We start from the raw sequence: 17720 nt of genomic DNA, 5'->3' as shown, positions 1-17720 counted from the left end.
CGTCCCCCGATGGCGTTACCTGACGCCGTGTTCTAGCAGGGTCAACGTCTGGCCGTCGGCATCCAACTCGACCAGGCAGCCGAGGGGCAGGGTGGCCTTGTCCGCAATGTGGCCGATCATCAGTCCGCGTAATGCCGGCACACCCAACCCCACGCACCGCTCCCGCAACACCGAATCCAACGACACCGCCCCCGCTTCCCCACCCTCCGTGAAATGGCCGAACAGGATTCCCGCCACCTGCGCCAGACGTCCCGACAACCAAAGCTGCGTCAACAGGCGGTCGATACGATAAACGGCCTCATGGACATCCTCCAAGAAGAGAATCGCGCCGCCCAGGTCGGGCATGTAGGGCGTACCTAGCAGGTGCGTGAGCATCGTCAGATTGCCACCAACCAGCCGCCCGCGCGCCTTGCCCTGCACCAGCGTGGTCACGCCGTTTGGCGGCTCCGTTTCACCCGGTTGCGCCAGGGAAAGGGGACTTTTGGGCGAAAAAGCGATCTTTTCCAGTTCGGCGACGGCGTAGGGGGTAAAGGGTTGGTCGGCGATGGGGCCGTGGAACGTGACCAGCCCTGTACGCTGGGTGATGGTGTTGAGGATGGCGGTGATGTCGCTGTAGCCGCAGAGGAATTTGGGATGGCGGCGAATCGCGGCGTAGTCCAGGAGGGGCAGCAGGCGTGACGAACCGTAACCGCCGCGAAGGGTGAAAATGCCGGCAATTTCCCCATCCGCGAACATCTCATTCAAATCAGCGGCTCGTTCGGCGTCCGTGCCGGCAAAATACCCATGCCGCGCCCGCAAAAATCGACCCGGACGCACCGAAAAACCCAGCGCGACAATCCGTGCCACCGCCGCGTCAATACGCGCCGCCTCCTTCGGATAGCCCGCAGGCGCAACCAGCCCCACCGTCTGACCGGGGCGCAAACGCGGCGGCTTGATCAAAGAGGAAAAATGTTGGATCATTGTAATAATTGAGTTCACTGAAAAAACCGGGTTTTTTGATTGTTCGGCTGAAATTACCAGAGTGGTTCATGTGCAAAAACCCGGTTTTTGGCCTTTTTTCAGTGGAGTCAATATTGTTAATGCCTGCTCACCAGCATAGCGCAGTTGTGGAAACTGCGCCAGTCCGAGAGGAAGGCGACCCTCTCCCAAAGTCCATCTCCTCCACAACCTAATCCACCGCCCTACCAACCTCATTAACCATTCAACAATTCCCCCATTCACCAATTAATTATTCCACCAATGCCCCCTTTCCTCCTCCCTGACATCTACTTGCTTGTCGGCTGCCTCGGCGGGTTGCTGCTGCTCCAGGCATGGCAGGCGCGGCGGCGGGCGGCGCAGCGGCGCGCCCGCGTGCGGCAGGTGACGCTGCCTCATTTTGCCTCTGCCTACTTGGGCAACAGCCGCGACCTGTTCGTCTTTCTGCCGCCCGGATACGACAACAACCAGCAGCGGCGTTACCCGGTGCTGTACGTAAACGATGGGCAGGATCGGGAGCAGCTAAGGCTGCGGGAGACGTTGGCGGACCTGATGCTGGCGGGGCGCATCCGCCCTTTGATTGCCGTGGCGATTCCCACCAACGCGGACCGTTTGCAGGAGTATGGCACGGCGGCAGCGGCAAACGCGCAGGGGTTGGGGACGCGGGCGGCGGATTATGCGCGGTTTGTGGTGGAGGAGGTGATGCCGGCAATCAACACCCAATTCCGCACCCATCCCCACTCCGCCGCCATCCTCGGCGCATCCCTCGGCGGCCTCTCCGCCTTCGACATCGCCTGGAACCACCCGCGCCACTTTGGCATCGTCGGCGTCTTCTCCGGCTCCTTCTGGTGGCGCGCCGCGCCCGCGGAAACCGCCGTCACGCCCAACGCCCTCATCATGCACGACGTGGTGCGTCATGGCGCGCCACGACCGGCGCTGCGCGGCTGGTTCGAGGCCGGAACCCGTGACGAGCGGGATGATCGGGACCAAAACGGCGTGATTGACGCCATTCAGGACACGCTGGAGCTGATTGCGGCGTGGGAGGAAAAAGGGGGACAGGTGGGGCAGAATATCGCCTACGTGGAAATACGCGGCGGCAAGCACAATTATGAGACGTGGTCGCGGGCGCTGCCTGAGTTTCTGACGTGGGCGTTTTGAGCAGCGGCTATTCGTCGCGCCACAGGATGCCCGTCATGCAGGCGATGCCGCCGGCGGCTTTTAGCAGTTCCCCCACCTCAACGGTGTGGCAGGTGATGCCGTTTTCTTCGTAGAAACGCTGCGTGTGGGGACAAGATGCCGGCATCATCACCTCCCGCGGCCCCAACGTCACCACATTCAACGCCCCCCGGCGCGCCGCCTCCACCTCGTCCGGCACAAACAACACCTCGTACCCCCGTTGACGCAGCGCCACCAGCGCCCCATGCCCCAACCGGTACGGCCACGCCAGCGCCAGGTCCCCATCCACCAAACGCAACTGCCCCATCAGGTGCATCGCCCCCACGGGCAGCTCCGTCTCCACCACCGCCACGCCCAACTCCCGCAGCATGGCCGCTACCTGCGCCGCGCCCGCCGCATTCGTGCGCAGCCCCCGCCCCAACAACACCGTGCGCGTGTCTAACCACATCGCATCCGCCCCCTCAAAAACGCCCGCGCCGCGCACCGTGCGCAAAATGGGCACGCCCAGGTCCGCCAACCGCCGCGCCACCCAGCGCTCCTCCCCGGCGCGCACCGTGGAAGCGGGACGCCCCACAATCGCCCCTTCCGGTGTCATGAAAAACAGGTCGGCGGCAAAGAGGAGATTGGGAGACGGCGTGGTCGCGGGCGCAATCTGGGAGACGGCCACGCCCGCCGCCGCGTAAGCATCGGCGAGCGCCTGGTGCTGCCGGCGCGCCGCCGCCGCGTCGGGCAGGGTCAACATCTGCGCCGCGTCCGCGTCCGCCAGATCGTCCCATTCCGCTCCCGGCGTGTGCAGCAGCACCGCCCGCAGCCGCGTCCATTCTCGCTCCACGCCGCAGGCCGCCCAGAGTCCGCCTATCTCCTGCCGCAGCGAAGCGTGACGCGGCAACCATCCCGCGCCACCATAAGCTGCTGCATCGAGTATGTCCGCGCGCGCGGTCTCGTCGCTACCCACGTTCTTCATCGTGCTTCCCGGCGCGTTGCAGCAGGAGTCGGTTGAGGGCTTCGCGGGCGGCGGGCAGGGTTTGCATGGCCTGCCAGTTGGCGACGAAATCGGCGGCGGCGGGCAGGTTGATAAGAGAGAGGAAGGGGTCGGTGGATGCCGGCATTCCCCCCACCAACGTCTCCGGCCACAACGGCGCCAATGCCTCCTCCCAGGCCGCATAATGTCCCCGCAGCCATCGCCGCACCTCCCGCCATTCCGCCTCATCCTCCGGCGTCGCCACCCCGCCCTTATACACGCCCACCACCAGCGCCTCCAGCCGATCCCAATGGGCCACGAACGTCGTCAACGGCGCATCCTTCACACCACGCGATAAAAACCGAGAAAAAGGGTTCATAATGAACGTCCCAATTTAGTTCTCCCCAAGATTGGTTCAATTTTGGTAACTGCTAAGCCAGATTGGACTAATTTTCTCTGGTGAAAATGGCCCTTGAGCGCGTAAAAAGGGTCCAATCTCCAGAGAGCGTTAGTAGTTACCATTCTTGAAGAATGAACCCATCGGGTAGTTGGTAATGAGTCGTTAACGTTGCGCGTTCTCAACGACAGATCAAGACCGGCCAGCGCGTCCCGCGCAGCACCTCATTCACGGCGCTGCCCAGCACCAATTCCAGCGGCGGCGTGTAGCTGTAGCCACCCATGATGATGAAGTCGCACATCTGCGCCGCCGCCGTTTCCAGAATAGCCGCACTCACCGCGCCCGTCTTGGGCACGAAGGTGGCGCGCACGCCTTGTTGCGCCAGGTACTCGCTGGCGCGATGATTCGTTTGCCGCAGCATCGTCTCATCTTCGGCGACGACGACTACGGCCAGGGTCACATTCCACCGCTGCGCCAGGTAGGCCGCCAGGAAGAGAGCTTCGTTGGCTTTGAGGCTGGCATTGTAGGCCAGCAGGGCGCGGCGTAGGGGGGCGCGCTCCTGGCGCGGCACGGCCAGGATGGGGCGGCTGGTTTGCTGCACGATGGTGTGGAAACCGGAGCCGAGGCGGACCAATGGCTGCGCCGCCGGCGGATAGGACATATTGATGATGACGAGGTCAATCCAGCGCGCGCGCTGGCTAATGTGGCGGGCGATTTCCCCTGTTTCCACCACGAAATCGGCGCTCACCTGGGCCTGGGCGCAGATTTCGGTGAAGCGTCGGCGCATCTGGGCTATTTTTTCTTCGTCGGATGGCCAGTCCGGTGGTATCACATGCAGCCCATGCACCATGCTCGACTCACGCTGCGCCACCAGCAACGCCTGTGTCAACGCCGGCCACGGCGATTCCGCGGCCAGACCGTCCACCGACACGTCCGGCAGCGGCACAAGCACATCCGCAAACAATCGCTCCCGCCGCCGCACCGCCAGCCGCTCTCGCCGCCACTGTCCCGGCGCGGCCCGTTCCCTGAGCGCATCCCGCAGTCGCTCGCTCATGCGCGTGAGGACGTTGGGGGGGCGCGTGCCGTGCTGTTCCGTCAGGTCCAGCGCCGCCGTATCCGCGCCAATCCGCCAGCCTAACTTTTCACGCAGTTCCTCCTGGTGCTGCACCAGCCAGACGTACAGGTCGGCTTCCGTTCGCTCCGGGAAATCACGCAGCACGCCTTGTTCGCAAATCACCTCCCGCACCGGTGTATAGGCGGTATCGTACCAGGCTACCGCTGCTTCCTGCGTGGAGACTTCGCGCCCTTCCGCGTGGCACATCTGCCGTCGCCACGCTTCAATCTGCTCCTCCAGCACGCGATACCGTCCGCAGGCCGTCATACGCAGGTCTGCTTCTGGCCGCGATGCCGGCAATTGTGTGTCCTCCAGAAAATCCGCATAGCGCGCCTTGCAAATCAACTCATCAATGCCATCGTCGGGGGACACAGGCAGCCGCGTGCGCACTTCCGTTACGTACGCGGAAATAGTCTTCGAGCCAATCTCCTGCGCCACGGACACGCGATGATTGCCATCCAAAACGAAATAGACCTCCCCCACCTTGTAAACCTCTATCGGCGGCAGCCCCGTCATCTCCGTAATCGCCATACGCACCCTGGCCCAACGCTGCGCGTCGCTGCTGGAACGTGGCAAGAAGGAACGGGTAAAGTCCTCGTACCGCCCGACACTGCCCACGATGGCATCCAGCGGGATCTCCTGTAAACCACGCGCGACAACCCCCGTGTTGCTCACCAATGGGCGCACGTCGTCATAAGAAAGCAACTGCGTCTGTCGCCCCGTGAGGCGCCCGACAATATCTTGCAGGAAGGCGCGACGACGGGCGCGTTGGAAATCCTCCAGCGCCGAATGCAGTTCCGTGTGCAGGGAATCGGACATAACTTTTCAGGACAGGCGTTGGGCGCCGCCCAGACTGGAGCAGTCGGGAAGACGGCTCCAGTCTCAGGGTGTTGCGGACGAACCCAATGGCGGGCGCACGATGAGGTTAGTCTAGCTTCGGAATCTGGAACACCTGCCCCACGCGAATGAGGCCCGGATTGTTGCCAATTGTCTCTTTGTTTGCCTCGTAGATCGCCATCCATTTCTCGCGCGCCGCCGAGCCATAATACTTCAGGGCGATGCCGCTGAGCGTGTCGCCAGAAACGACGGTATGTTCCGCAATGGAGGTGGGCGCTGCCGGCTCCGGCGCGGCTTCCACTTCGGTTTCGGTTGCGGACTCCGCTTCCGCGGCCTCGGCTGCCGCGCGCGCGGCGCGCTGGCGTTCCAACAGTTCATAAGCCTTGCTGTGCTTGTCCTCGCCGGCGGCGGCTTCTTTGGCGGCGCGCTCGGCCCGCTGCCGCTCCAGCAAATCATAGGCGCTCTTATACTTCTCTGGCTCTTCAGGTTGATCAGGATTGCGGGGATTCTTCTGTTCCATGTGGCGTCTCCTTCGAAACTTGTAGGGCAAGTCAGAGACTCGCCTTCTCAGATTGGTTCATTCTTGAAGAATGGTAACGGCGAAGCCAGTCCGTGATTCTTATCATCTCAGATATAATAACACGCTATGCGACACAATGAACGGTTCATTCTGGTTGCCAGGTTAGGTCCGGCGCTGGGGGCTGCCCTGTTTGGTACGCGGCTGTTGGCGGAATGGCGCGGCACATCACCTTTTGGCGCGGCCATCCTGCTGGTGATCCCGCTTGGTTGGGGGGCGCGGCGGTGGCCGTTACGGAAGACGTGGCCCGCCCTCGGGCTGCTGGCCTACGTCTTTTACCCGGAGCCAGACCCGCACGTGGCTTGCCTGGTCGCCGGGGGCACGCTGCTGCTACTCACTTTTCACCTGGCCACGCCTCAAGCAGCGTGGCTGGCGGGAAAAACGGGGCATTGGGGGGTCGCTGCCGGCATTTTTGCCGGCACACTCCTTCTCTACAGCCCAACTATCGCCACCGGAATTCTACCAGCAGACAACGGAGAATTCCAACTCGTCGCCGCCCGCCTGGGCATCGCCCATCCCCCCGGCTTCCCCCTCTACACCCTCCTCGGCCATCTGGCGGCCCACTTCCCCCTCCCCGTCGGCGTCGCCTTCAAAATCAACGCCCTCTCCGCCCTCATCAGCGCCGCCACCCTCCTCCTCGTCCACCTCTCCGTCGTCGCCATGACCGGTCGTAAAAGTGCCGGCATCCTCGCCGCCCTCGCCCTGGGAACCGCCACCACCTTTTGGGCACAAGCAACCATCGCCAACGTCCGCAGCCTCACCGCCTTCTTCGCCGCCCTCGCCCTCTACGCCCTCATCCATTTGGAACGGGCACTACGCGAGAAAGCCGCCCCTCGGCACGTTACGCGCATGTTGGCCCTCCTCATCCTCGCCCTCAGCCTGGGCGTCACCCACCACGCCTCCCTCGTCTTCATGGGTGGGTTGTGGCTCCTCGCCGTCCTCTGGTGGATGCCCGCACTGCTCACCACGCCGCGCCGCTGGCCGCCGCTGCTCCTGGTGGGGCTGGTCGGACTGCTGCCGCTGCTCTACCTGCCGCTGCGGGCGGCGGCGGGAGCCTGGGGCACCCCCCCCGACCTGACCACCTGGAGCGGTTTCTGGAACCACGTGCTGGCGCGTGGCTTTGCCGGTGATTTCTTCTACTTCGTGCAGCCGGCCATACTCTGGCAGCGGCTGTGCGTGATGGGCAACGTCCTCACCTTCCAGTTTTCGCCCTGGCTGCTGGCGGGTATGGGCCTGGGGCTGCTGCGCCTGCTGCGTGCCAACCGCCGTCTGGCCTGGGTGATGGGCGGTGGGTTTTTGCTGCATACGATGATCACGGCTATGTATCGCGCGCCACAGACGGTGGAGTATATGATGCCGGCATACATCCCCCTCGCCCTCTGCCTGGGATATGCCCTCCAAATCCCCCCCAAGCGCCGCGCCCTGGCCGCCCTCCTCACCACCGCCCTGCTCCTCGCCGGACTGTGGCAGGCCGCCGACCATTGGCGCAGCTACGCCCATACCGGTTCCGCACGCGACACTATTGACTACACGAATTTAATCCTCGAAAACGCCCCGGCTGAGGCCACCATCCTGGCAAACTGGCACTGGGTTACGCCCCTCTGGTACGCGCAAGAAGTGCTGGGCGCGCGCCCCGACCTGCGCATCCGCTATGTCCCGCCCGGCGGCGAACCCTACGCGCAAACCTGGGCGAACGAGATTGCAGCGGAACTGGCAGCGGGCCAGGACGTGATCGCCACCTGGTACAACGCGGACGCTTACGCGGCACTGCCGCCGCCGGAGCCGTTGGGAGAAGCCTTCTGGTTCCGCCAGACACCGCGCACGGCCTTGCCCGCCGACTTCGCCCCGCTCGACCTGCAACTGGGCAGCGCGCACGTGCGCGGTTATGCCTTGCAGCCCGCCGCCGTGCCCATTGGCGCGGAAGCAGTGCTGACGGTGGCCTGGGAAACCACCGCCACGTCCTCAACGCCGACCAATTGGTACGCGCACGTGCGGCAGGAGGATGGATCGTTGGTGGCGCAGGGGGATGTGCCGGCATTTTCCGCCCCCACCGGACTCACCCTCACCCAACTACGCCTCACCCCCCGCCTGGGCGCGCCGCCGGGTGAAACAACCATCTACCTCGGCGTCGCCGGCGCCGCGGAACCGGCCCGCCCCCTCGCCGCCCTCACCATCCTGCCCATGTCCCGCCCACCGATAACGGCACACCCCACCTTCCGCACCCTCCCCAGCGGACGTCCCCTGCTGCGCCTGGTGGGGTACGATTGGGACACCACCCTGCCCGGCCAGACGCGCCTCTACCTGCATTGGCAAACAGAACAGGGCTACCAGACGGAGGTACGGGATAACGTGGATGCGGCTAACCCCGGTCTGCCGGACTGGTTTGGCCCCTGGGGGCAGATGCGCCCGTTCCGCCTGCGCCCGCCCGCCAACGAACATTATGTGCCGTTGGGCGCGGGGATCGTGTGGACAGGCGGAACGCTGGCATCATCGGGACCACTCACGCCGGGTCGGTCGGTGACGGTGTCGCCGGTGTTCCGCGCCCAGAATGTCGTGCAGCGGGACCTGGTGGTTTCGCTGCGGTTGGTGGGGTACGAGGAGGACGGTTTTCATTGGGCGTGGTGGGATTTGGGGGATAGTGTGCCGGCATTAGGTGGAATTCCCACACTCAAGTGGATTGCCGGCAGCCAGATACGCGACCCCCATCCTCTGCGCATATCCCCCGACGCCACCCCAGGGCAGACCATTGACGCCCTCCTCCGCCTCTACGACGCCTTCACCCAGCGCCCCCTCCCCATACTTGACGAACGCCTCACCGCCGCCGCCATCTGGATACCCACCGGCCCGGCAACCATCTCCCAACGCGATTCGCACGACATCACGGCAAACATTGAAGCGCAGGAAAAGGTTGTAAGATGATTGACCCTCGCTTCCGGCCAGGCGTCTTGTTCAACCTCCGTGGCAGTCAGGACACGGGCAATGGGCGGCAAAGATTCAACGGCATGTCAATTCACGCCAGATACAGTAATCGGGTGGGCGGCGGCGGACCAGGGTTTTGAAGACACAAACCTGATGCACCTCCTGCCCACATGTGGGCAGTGACAAACCCAGGGCGCGTCTGTGGTAATAGTATCCGTTGAAGATAGAGGGCTGCTGACCGTCACGAGCCATTAAAAACGCCGCAGGGTGGCTATTGGACCGATTTCACGCGCTCAAGGGCCATTTTCCCCAGAGAAAATTGAGTTCACTGAAAAAACCGGGTTTTTCGAGTGCCCGGCCAAAATTACCAGAGTGGTTCATGTGTAAAAACCCGGTTTTTGGCCTTTTTTCAGTAGAGTCAAAATTGGTCCAATCTGGCCTAGCAGTTACAAAATGAGAATTTCTATGACATTACGGACATCACGGCAGATATTGAAGTAACCTGAAATTCTGCTATAATGCTCTCTGTTGATAGTACACTGTTCCTACTGAAAAACCCCTGTTGTGGCGCATCCCCCTTTGCCACAACGGGCAGACGCCAGAAGTGGCGTTGCCGCGGTCCCCTTTGTTGCGGTTGTTTTGGGAAACGGTGTGCGGCAACCAGGGTTCCTCATCGCAACCGGCGCCCCACCACCGGTATTGCAATGAAAAAGTGTTTTGATGGCGTTACCGCACCTGCGCACCCTCCCGCCCGACGACCGGAAGGGTAGATTGGGTCGCAATCACTAGTGACCGACGTCCGTGGTTGGCAATCCGACCCACCACGAAAACACAAAATCGTCTATTCTCCGCCAGACGAGACCCGTCGCCGTGGCGCCGCAATAAAAGGAGTCAATACCTATTCGAACCATTAACGACATCCAATCACTTCTCACGATTTCTGGAAATGCGCATTCTTCAATGCTGGTAGCCCTCAGGATACTTCGTGTGAATGGAGATGATTGGCGCCAAGGGAAGCCTCTCACCCCCGTATGAATTGATTCCCCACTACGGAAGGAAAAAATGTCTAAATCCAAACTCCTGTTGATCGTGGGCATGTTGCTGACAATGGCTATGTTGTTCAGCCACGCCTCCTTGACGCGCGCGGACGCACCCTCCCAGGTTGACGTCCAAAAGTCCGCGGCTGAAAACAACTGTAGCCTGCTGGACAACCCCGCCGCCCGCGAGCGCATGGGTGGCATGTTCGAGACCAAACTGCTGCTGGCCTGTGGCCGCGCCAATGAGCTGGGCCAGGTCAGCGCCCCCATGACGCCGGAAATCGCCGCCCTCCTCGGTGGCGTGGACGTACAAGTGAATAACTCCACCGGCGAGACGGGCACGGCCACGACCCAAAGCGAAACCACCATCGCCGTGAACGAAAACACCGGCACCATCTGCTCCGGCTACAACGACGGCTACAGTGGCGTCGTGCAGGGTCAGGGGTACACCGGCTTCAGCCGCTCCACCGATGGCGGCGCCAGCTTCGTGGACGGCGGCGCATTGGGCAGCCGCTCCTTTGGCGACCCCAGCCTCGTCTGGCGCAAGTCGGATGGCTACTTCTACTTCGCCGCCCTGGACCAGAGCGGTCTGGGTATCTGGCGCTCCACCAATGACTGCGCCTCGTTCCAGTTCCATGCCCTGATTCACAGCGGCGGCGGGGACGACAAAGAGCTGATGGCCGTGGACAATACCCCGGCCAGCCCGCACTATGGCCGTCTCTACGTTGCCTGGACCGACTTCAATGCCGGCGCGCGCATCTTCAGCACCTACTCCGACAACGGCACCAACTGGTCCACGCCCGTGGCCTTGAGCGCCTCCGGCGTGGATGTCCAGGGCGCCTGGCCCACCGTCGCCCCCAACGGGGACGTGTACGTGGGTTGGGTGCGTTGGAATCCGTACTCCTCCGGTCCGATTGACATCGAAATCGCCCGCTCCACCAACGGCGGCGTCTCCTACAGCCTGGTCACGAACCCCATGACGGGTCAGGTCAATCCGCGCGCCGCGACGCCTACCGCCAGTTGCGGACGTCCGGCGTTGAACGGCAACATCCGTTACCTGCCCTCACCGCAAATCGCCGTTGGCCCCAATGGCAACCTGCACGCCATTTACTCCTACGACCCCGATGGCTACAACACCGGTGACGTGGTTAACGTGTACTATCGTCGTTCCACGGACAATGGCGCCACCTGGCAGCCAGAAATCCTGTTGAACGATGACGGCACCACCCGCGACCAGTATCAGCCCACCTTGAGCGTGAGCGCCACCGGGCGCGTCGTCGCCGGCTGGTATGACCGGCGCAATGATGGCAACAACCTGCTCTTCCAATACTACATCCGCGTTTCCGAGGATGGCGGCGTCACCTGGCAACCCAGCCAGTTGATCAGCGACGTGCAGTCCCCCATCTACCTGGACCCGAACCTGGCCACCTGCTACCACGGTGACTATGACACCCAGACGCAGGTTCCCGGCTTTGGCTACATCCAGTGGTCGGATGACCGCAACGTCGTCAGCGGCCACCAGGACCCGGACGTGTGGTTCGACAAGCAGGCGTTCTCCCCGGACTTCACGCTGGACGTGACGCCCGCGAATCGCAACATCTGCGTGCCCAACAATGCGGTCTATAACGTAGCGGTCGGCCAGGTGTTGGGCTTCACCGACCCGGTGGCGCTGAGCGCCAGCGGCGTGCCCACCGGCTACAGCCCGTACTTCAGCACCAACCCGGTGATCCCGCCCGGAACCAGCTACCTGGTTCTGGCCGGCTCCAGCGCGGCTCCCGGCAGTTACGCCATTGACGTCACGGGTACATCTACCACCGGTCCAAAGACGCGCAGCGTCAACCTGAATCTGTTCACGGCTGCTCCGGGCGCTTCCCCGTTGGTCTACCCCACGGCCAATCAGCAAAATGTGCCGCTGGCCCCGACCTTTGACTGGGACGCCCCGGCTCAGGGTTTGCAGTACCTGATCATCGTGAAGAACCTGACCACCGGACAGCTTGTCTATGGCGTCACGACCGACACCAGCTACACGTTTGCCGCGCCGTTGGCTCCGTTGACCAACTATGTCTGGTCTGTGCGCGCATACAACGCCTGCGGCGCCGGCTCCTTTGCCGCACCGCGCTTCTTCCGCACCCAGGACATCCCGCCCATCCTCTTGGTGGACGACGATGACAACGCCCCTGACGTTCGCGCCACCTACACGGGTGTTCTCGACGCCCTCGGCCTGACCTATGACATCTGGGACACGGCAAACAGCGATAACGAACCGTCCGCGGCCACCTTGCAGCAGTACGACGTGGTCATCTGGTTCACGGGCGACGAGTTCGGTGGGTTTGCCGGTCCAGGCGCAGCGGGCGAAACAGCCCTGGCCACGTACTTGAATTCCGGCGTCAGCGGCTGCCTGTTCATCAGCAGCCAGGACTACGTGTATGACCGTGGCATCACGGGCTTCATGACCACCTACCTGGGCGTGGGTTCAGCGACCAATGACGTGGGACAATCAACCGTTACCGGTGCGGGTACGGTGTATGGCGGCCTCGGGCCTTACGCACTCGCCTACCCCTTCACCAACTACAGTGACCTGCTCAACCCCGGCGCGGGCGCGGAAACGGCCTTCAATGGCAACATTGGCAGCGCGGCGCTGGACAAGACCGGCGCGACGTACAAGACCACATTCTGGGGTTTCCCGTTTGAGGCGTTGCCGGCATCTGCTCGCGGCCCCGTCATGCAAACGACGCTGAATTGGTGCAACCAGTAATGACAGCGGCAATCAGCCTCGCGTAAAAGCCAGGCCAGATTGACCTCATCCGGTTAACCCGGTGACGACCTGCGACGTTGACATAACATCGCAGGTCGTTTTTTATTTGCCGGCATACACCACGGCTCGTACTACTCTTAGGAACGGGATTAAATTAAGATAACGAAGTTGTTTCCTTAACTTAATTGCGGACAGCCACTTATTGCACTTGTCAAAACCAGGGAAGGGACGCAGATAGCGCAACAAGGAAAAAACCGGGTTTTTCGATTGTCCGGCAAAATTACCAGAGTGGTTCATGTGTAAAAACCCGGTTTTTGACCTTTTTTCAGTAGAGTCAATAGTGGACCCTTAGGCTTTTTCGGAATTTGAATGATCCTGTTCCATACCGAAAAAGCCTCAAGCCAATCCAGAAAATCGCGCCTTTTCCGGGTCGATATTTTTCTGGATTGACCTTAGTCCTGGCGCAAAGCGGCCAAAACCCCTCGCACGATTGATTTGACGATTCGTGATGATTCGAGTTAGAATACCGTCCATCAAAAAGAGTACCTACATCCCATACTGCGGCTGCCCACATTTCCAAATCACGCTATCCTCAACACTTGGGCCGATTTGCCAATGTGGCTAACCGTTTGTAATCAGGAATACTGTCTTTTATACTCGCAGCAGCTAAAGCTTGTTCCCACCCAGTATCAGAACACATTGATGACTTCCGTGTCTTTCCAGCCCTATCGCGTACATGACCCGGCGGGCAGCCATGCAAACAGTATCTTCTTCTGTTTGTATTTGGGTCATCCTGATTCGTTGACCTGACCCACTTATGGGGCGACCTTGCTCCTCCATCAAGTGGGTTTTTTTTGTCTCCTGGCACACACCAGGAACCCAATATCGTTGTGACAAGTACTGCTTACGGTCTCTTTGTTGGCGACTGTAGGTAGGCATACGAAAGGAGGTGATGCCATTCAGCAAGATGCAATCAGTATCGTCATGGATGATGCTGATCGTCACGGAAACGGCAAGACGCGCCTGTCTTGCTACCCCTGATACGTCGGAATGCAGCGCCTTCGACGACGAGGGCTTTGTATCCTCAGGAACATCATTGTTCAAGATAAAGGAATTGGCGGGCAGCCAGAAGCGACCTGATCGCCCTGATGATCCGCCCGGTTCCACAAATGTGAGTTTACTAGGAGAAACCACAAATATGAGCAAGTCCAAAATTCTGTTGACTTTAAGTCTGTTGATCATTGGTGGTCTGCTGTTTATCGCGGGTGGTTCTCGTGCTTCCGAAGCCAGCGAGCCGGCGGCTATCGACCCCGGACTGCGCCAGAGCATCGTCAATGCCGGCACGGGCGAATACCTCCTCTACCTGCGTACCCAGGCCGACCTCAGCGCCGCCGACGGCATAACCGACTGGGGTGCACGCGGTCAGTTTGTCTATGACACGCTGCTGGAAACCGCCCGCACCAGCCAGGCCGACCTGTTGCGCATTTTGAAGGACCAGCAAGTTGCCGGCAACGTCGTCAACTTCCAATCCTACTTCATCGCCAACGCCATCCTGGTCAACTCCAACGTCGCCACCTTTGACCTCCTCGCCAAACACCCCGACGTGGCCCGCGTGGAAACCGTCCCCACCTTCTACATCGAAGAACCCCGCCTCAGCGCCGCCACCAACGGCGCCGAAGCCATCGAATGGGGCGTGCAAAAAATCAACGCGCCACAAATCTGGGCCGACCTGGGGACCACCGGTGAAGGCGCCGTCGTCGCCAACATCGACACCGGCGTCGACTACGACCACCCGGCCGTTATAAACCAATATCGCGGCAACCTGGGCGGCGGCAGCTTCGACCACGACTTCAACTGGTACGACCCCTCCAAGATCTGCGGCAACCCCAGTGTCGCTCCCTGCGACAACAACAACCACGGCACGCACACCATGGGCACCATGGTCGGCGACGATGGCGGCAGCAACCAGATCGGCGTGGCCCCCGGCGCCAAATGGATCGCCTCCAAAGGCTGCGAATCCGGCTCCTGCTCCACCAACGCCCTCCTGAAATCATTCGAGTGGATTATTGCCCCTTGCCCGCTGAACGTGGAACCTGGCGACCCCTCCTGCGACCCGAATATGCGCCCCAACGTTGTCAACAACTCCTGGGGCAGCTCCGGTGGCAACACCACCTACCTCACCTCCGTGCAGAACCTGCGCGCCGCCGAGGTCTTCCCCGCCTTCTCCGCCGGTAACTCCGGCCCCGGCGCGGGCACGGTCGGCTCCCCCGGCGACTACGCGGAAAGCTTTGGCATTGGCGCGACAGACATCAATGACGTCATCGCCACCTTCAGCAGCCGCGGTCCTTCCACGCTCACCAACGAAATCAAGCCCGACGTCAGCGCCCCCGGCGTGAACGTGCGCTCCTCCATCAACGGCGGCGGCTACGCCAACTTCGATGGCACCTCCATGGCCAGCCCGCACGTCTCCGGCTGTGTCGCCCTCCTCATGTCCATTGACCCCAACCTGTCTATCGACATGGCCGAGAATCTGTTGCGCGACAGTGCCGTAGACCTGGGCACGGGCGGCCCCGACTACAACTATGGTTACGGGCGTATTGACTGCTACGCGGCGGCTTCCCAGTTGTCGCCTGGCTTCAGCCTCTCCGCCAACCCCACCTCCGCGGCTGTTTGCGCTCCCGGCAACCGCAGCTTCAACATCGCCGTGGGCCAGATCGCCGGCTACACGGGCAACGTCACCCTTTCCGCCTCCGGTCAACCCGGCACGGCTAACTTCAGCGTCAACCCGGTCGCCGTTCCCGGCAGTTCCGCCCTCACCCTGAGCAGCGGCAACGTTGCCGGCAACTACACCGTCACCATTGATGGCGTAGGCACCGGCGGCGCGGATCCGAAGAGCACTTCCGTTGACCTCAGCGTCTACACCGCCAATCCTGGCGCGGTCACGCTCGTCTCCCCGGCCAACGGGCAGATGGACGTCCCGCTGGTTCCCACGTTCTCCTGGAACGCGGGCGCGCAGGGTTATGCCTACCTCATCGCCGTGAAGAACCTGACCAGTGGCGCGCTGATGTACGCCGTCACCTACGACACCAGCTACGCCTTCGCTACGCCGCTGGACCCGCTGGCGGTCTACGCCTGGTCCGTGCGCCCCTACAATCCCTGCGGCGCGGGCGCTTTTGCCCAGTTCCGTTTCTTCCGCACCCAGGCTATTCCGCCCATCCTCGTGGTGGACGACGATGACAACGCCCCCGACGTGCAGGCCACCTACACCGGCGTTCTGGATGCGTTGGGTCTCGGCTACGACGTGTGGGACACGGGCAACAGCGACAACGAGCCGGACGCGGCCACCCTGCAGCAGTATGACGTCGTGATCTGGTTCACCGGCGACGAATTCGGCGGCGCGGCAGGTCCCGGTTCGGCGGGTGAATCCGCCCTGGCGACCTACCTGGACGCCAACGGCTGTCTCTTCCTCAGCAGCCAGGATTACGTCTATGATCGCGGCGTAACCGCCTTCATGCAGAGTCATCTTGGTCTCGCCTCCGCTGTCAGTGACGTCAGCCAAACGACCGTCACCGGCGCGAACCTCTACGCCGGTCTTGGCCCCTACACGCTGGCTTATCCGTTCACCAACTACAGTGACCGTCTGACCCCCGCGGCAGGCGCAGCGACCGTCTTCAGCGGCAACCAGGGCAGCGCCGCCATCGTCAGCGGCACGCACAAGGCCGTCTTCCTCGGCTTCCCCTATGAGGCGATCCCGGCGGCAGGACGCGGTCCGGTCATGACGACCACGCTTTCCTGGTGCAATCAGTAACCTGACCACCTGTATGGAGCGTTAGGGCCGATGCTCTGACGCTCTCTACCCCAACAATTAAGACCTGCGAAGTTGTATTCACGGCTTCGCAGGTCTTTTTGCGTCTGCGGAACAGCTGACAGATGTAACGAACTCGAGTCTGGCGAAATCCACATATGGTGGCCGGAGTCGAGGCTTTAGCCGGGTTAAACCCCACAGGTGTAACGAACTCGAGTCTGGCGAAATCCACATATGGTGGCCGGAGTCGAGGCTTTAGCCGGGTTAAACCCCATATGTGGGCCGACTGAAGCCTTCACGCCTAAAACGCCAGAGTCCCGTAACGAACTTTTCCGGTCTGCAAAATTCACGACCACCTTCCCGGAAGTTGTCTTGACGACAAATGAATTGGCTTGCGACCCACTTTTGGTCTGAAATCGAACTTCTGGGGCGGCAGCCGTGCATTGTCGCCTTTGGCTCTAAGGGTTCGTTCGAGAATTACTTTGGATTTTCCCACAAGTAAGAACCCTTCCAGCGCATCCGTCATTTCCAAATCTATTAACGGATGCGCCCTAGGCGAGGGGAGCGCGGGCGTCCGGGGTGTAAGGGGCTTCGGGCAGAAGGTGGCTGAGCAAGAGTTTGAGGAAGAGGAAGGGGATGAACCATTCCATGCCCGCTACCGCGGGCAACAGATAGGCGTTGAGAAGTAAGGCAAGGCTCACCCCAAGCAAGGCCGCGCTGCGCCGCAAATAAAGGGGAGCGCGCATGATGAGCCAGGCCGCCAGGAGCAAATAAGCGAAGTAGATGGCGAAGTAAAGCCAATCTTGCCCAGAGAAGAACCAGGCGACGAGCAACAGATGGACGCCATGAAGGGCGATGAAGGTGAGGTGCTGGCGCGTGCCCTGGCCAGGACGGTGATACCAGCGTTTGGCGGCCGTGGTGGCATTGGCGATGATGCCGCCTGTAACGTCCAGGGCGAGTACCGCGCCGACGATGATCTGCACGATGGACCAGTCAAGGTCCGTGGACAGGATATGGATGAGGAGCAAAAGAGGGGCGATGAGTGCCGGCATTACTATCAACCATTGTTCCGCTCGCGTCGCCCCAGGACCAATCAGTTTGTCCCATTCACCCGCCAGCCCCTCGCGCGGCGGCGGCGGTGTCCAATCCACATTCATCTTTTTTCTC

At 61.7% G+C, this 17720-nt stretch carries 10 protein-coding genes; 4 read left to right on the top strand and 6 right to left on the bottom strand.

All coding sequences use genetic code 11. The features are described 5' to 3' along the window. Window positions 1-15: 15 nt before the first annotated feature. Window positions 16-960, bottom strand: coding sequence for an LD-carboxypeptidase (locus H6650_05840; protein MCB8951518.1), 945 nt, complete (start codon window positions 958-960; stop codon window positions 16-18). Window positions 961-1239: 279 nt separating this feature from the next. On the opposite strand from H6650_05840, the gene H6650_05835 reads away from it, so the two are divergent. Beyond that, the gene (locus H6650_05835) at window positions 1240-2133 is read left to right on the top strand and encodes an esterase family protein (protein ID MCB8951517.1); all 894 of its coding nucleotides are present in this window, start codon (window positions 1240-1242) and stop codon (window positions 2131-2133) included. A 7-nt stretch (window positions 2134-2140) separates the two neighbouring features. Here H6650_05835 and H6650_05830 read toward each other — a convergent pair whose 3' ends face one another. From H6650_05830 to H6650_05815, 4 genes are all read right to left on the bottom strand, one after another. Beyond that, window positions 2141-3115, bottom strand: coding sequence for an amidinotransferase (locus H6650_05830; protein MCB8951516.1), 975 nt, complete (start codon window positions 3113-3115; stop codon window positions 2141-2143). Next, window positions 3099-3491: a hypothetical protein gene (locus H6650_05825; GenBank protein ID MCB8951515.1), complete on the bottom strand. Its 393-nt coding sequence runs from the start codon at window positions 3489-3491 to the stop codon at window positions 3099-3101. Before H6650_05825 ends, H6650_05830 begins: the two co-directional genes overlap by 17 nt. Window positions 3492-3690: 199 nt before the next feature. Beyond that, complete coding sequence (locus H6650_05820; GenBank protein ID MCB8951514.1) at window positions 3691-5442, bottom strand: universal stress protein; 1752 nt, start codon at window positions 5440-5442, stop codon at window positions 3691-3693. A gap of 106 nt (window positions 5443-5548) precedes the next feature. Beyond that, window positions 5549-5980, bottom strand: a complete 432-nt coding sequence (locus H6650_05815; GenBank protein ID MCB8951513.1) for a LysM peptidoglycan-binding domain-containing protein — start codon at window positions 5978-5980, stop codon at window positions 5549-5551. 126 nt (window positions 5981-6106) lie between these two features. On the opposite strand from H6650_05815, the gene H6650_05810 reads away from it, so the two are divergent. The 3 genes from H6650_05810 to H6650_05800 all read left to right on the top strand — a co-directional run bounded on the left by H6650_05810 (window position 6107) and on the right by H6650_05800 (window position 16556). Continuing rightward, window positions 6107-8956, top strand: coding sequence for a DUF2723 domain-containing protein (locus H6650_05810; protein ID MCB8951512.1), 2850 nt, complete (start codon window positions 6107-6109; stop codon window positions 8954-8956). Between the two features lie 1062 nt (window positions 8957-10018). Then, a complete protein-coding gene (locus H6650_05805; protein MCB8951511.1) occupies window positions 10019-12748 on the top strand; it encodes an exo-alpha-sialidase in 2730 nt (909 codons plus the stop codon). A gap of 1198 nt (window positions 12749-13946) precedes the next feature. Next, the gene (locus H6650_05800; GenBank protein ID MCB8951510.1) at window positions 13947-16556 is read left to right on the top strand and encodes a S8 family serine peptidase; all 2610 of its coding nucleotides are present in this window, start codon (window positions 13947-13949) and stop codon (window positions 16554-16556) included. A 548-nt stretch (window positions 16557-17104) separates the two neighbouring features. On the opposite strand, the gene H6650_05795 is transcribed toward H6650_05800, so the two are convergent. Beyond that, window positions 17105-17710 carry a hypothetical protein gene (locus H6650_05795; protein MCB8951509.1) on the bottom strand — a complete coding sequence of 202 codons (606 nt, stop codon included), beginning with the start codon at window positions 17708-17710 and terminating at the stop codon, window positions 17105-17107. Window positions 17711-17720: the final 10 nt, after the last annotated feature.

The organism is Ardenticatenales bacterium, from assembly GCA_020634515.1.
Taxonomy (GTDB): Bacteria; Chloroflexota; Anaerolineae; order Promineifilales; family Promineifilaceae; genus JAGVTM01.
This window is presented reverse-complemented; position numbering and strand designations above follow the sequence as displayed.

Excerpts from the sequence above, each read along its gene's own strand:
- H6650_05840 (MCB8951518.1), bottom strand. The coding sequence starts at position 960 with ATGATCCAACATTTTTCCTCTTTGATCAAGCCGCCGCGTTTGCGCCCC.
- H6650_05835 (MCB8951517.1), top strand. The coding sequence starts at position 1,240 with ATGCCCCCTTTCCTCCTCCCTGACATCTACTTGCTTGTCGGCTGCCTC.
- H6650_05830 (MCB8951516.1), bottom strand. The coding sequence starts at position 3,115 with ATGAAGAACGTGGGTAGCGACGAGACCGCGCGCGCGGACATACTCGAT.
- H6650_05825 (MCB8951515.1), bottom strand. The coding sequence starts at position 3,491 with ATGAACCCTTTTTCTCGGTTTTTATCGCGTGGTGTGAAGGATGCGCCG.
- H6650_05820 (MCB8951514.1), bottom strand. The coding sequence starts at position 5,442 with ATGTCCGATTCCCTGCACACGGAACTGCATTCGGCGCTGGAGGATTTC.
- H6650_05815 (MCB8951513.1), bottom strand. The coding sequence starts at position 5,980 with ATGGAACAGAAGAATCCCCGCAATCCTGATCAACCTGAAGAGCCAGAG.
- H6650_05810 (MCB8951512.1), top strand. The coding sequence starts at position 6,107 with ATGCGACACAATGAACGGTTCATTCTGGTTGCCAGGTTAGGTCCGGCG.
- H6650_05805 (MCB8951511.1), top strand. The coding sequence starts at position 10,019 with ATGTCTAAATCCAAACTCCTGTTGATCGTGGGCATGTTGCTGACAATG.
- H6650_05800 (MCB8951510.1), top strand. The coding sequence starts at position 13,947 with ATGAGCAAGTCCAAAATTCTGTTGACTTTAAGTCTGTTGATCATTGGT.
- H6650_05795 (MCB8951509.1), bottom strand. The coding sequence starts at position 17,710 with ATGAATGTGGATTGGACACCGCCGCCGCCGCGCGAGGGGCTGGCGGGT.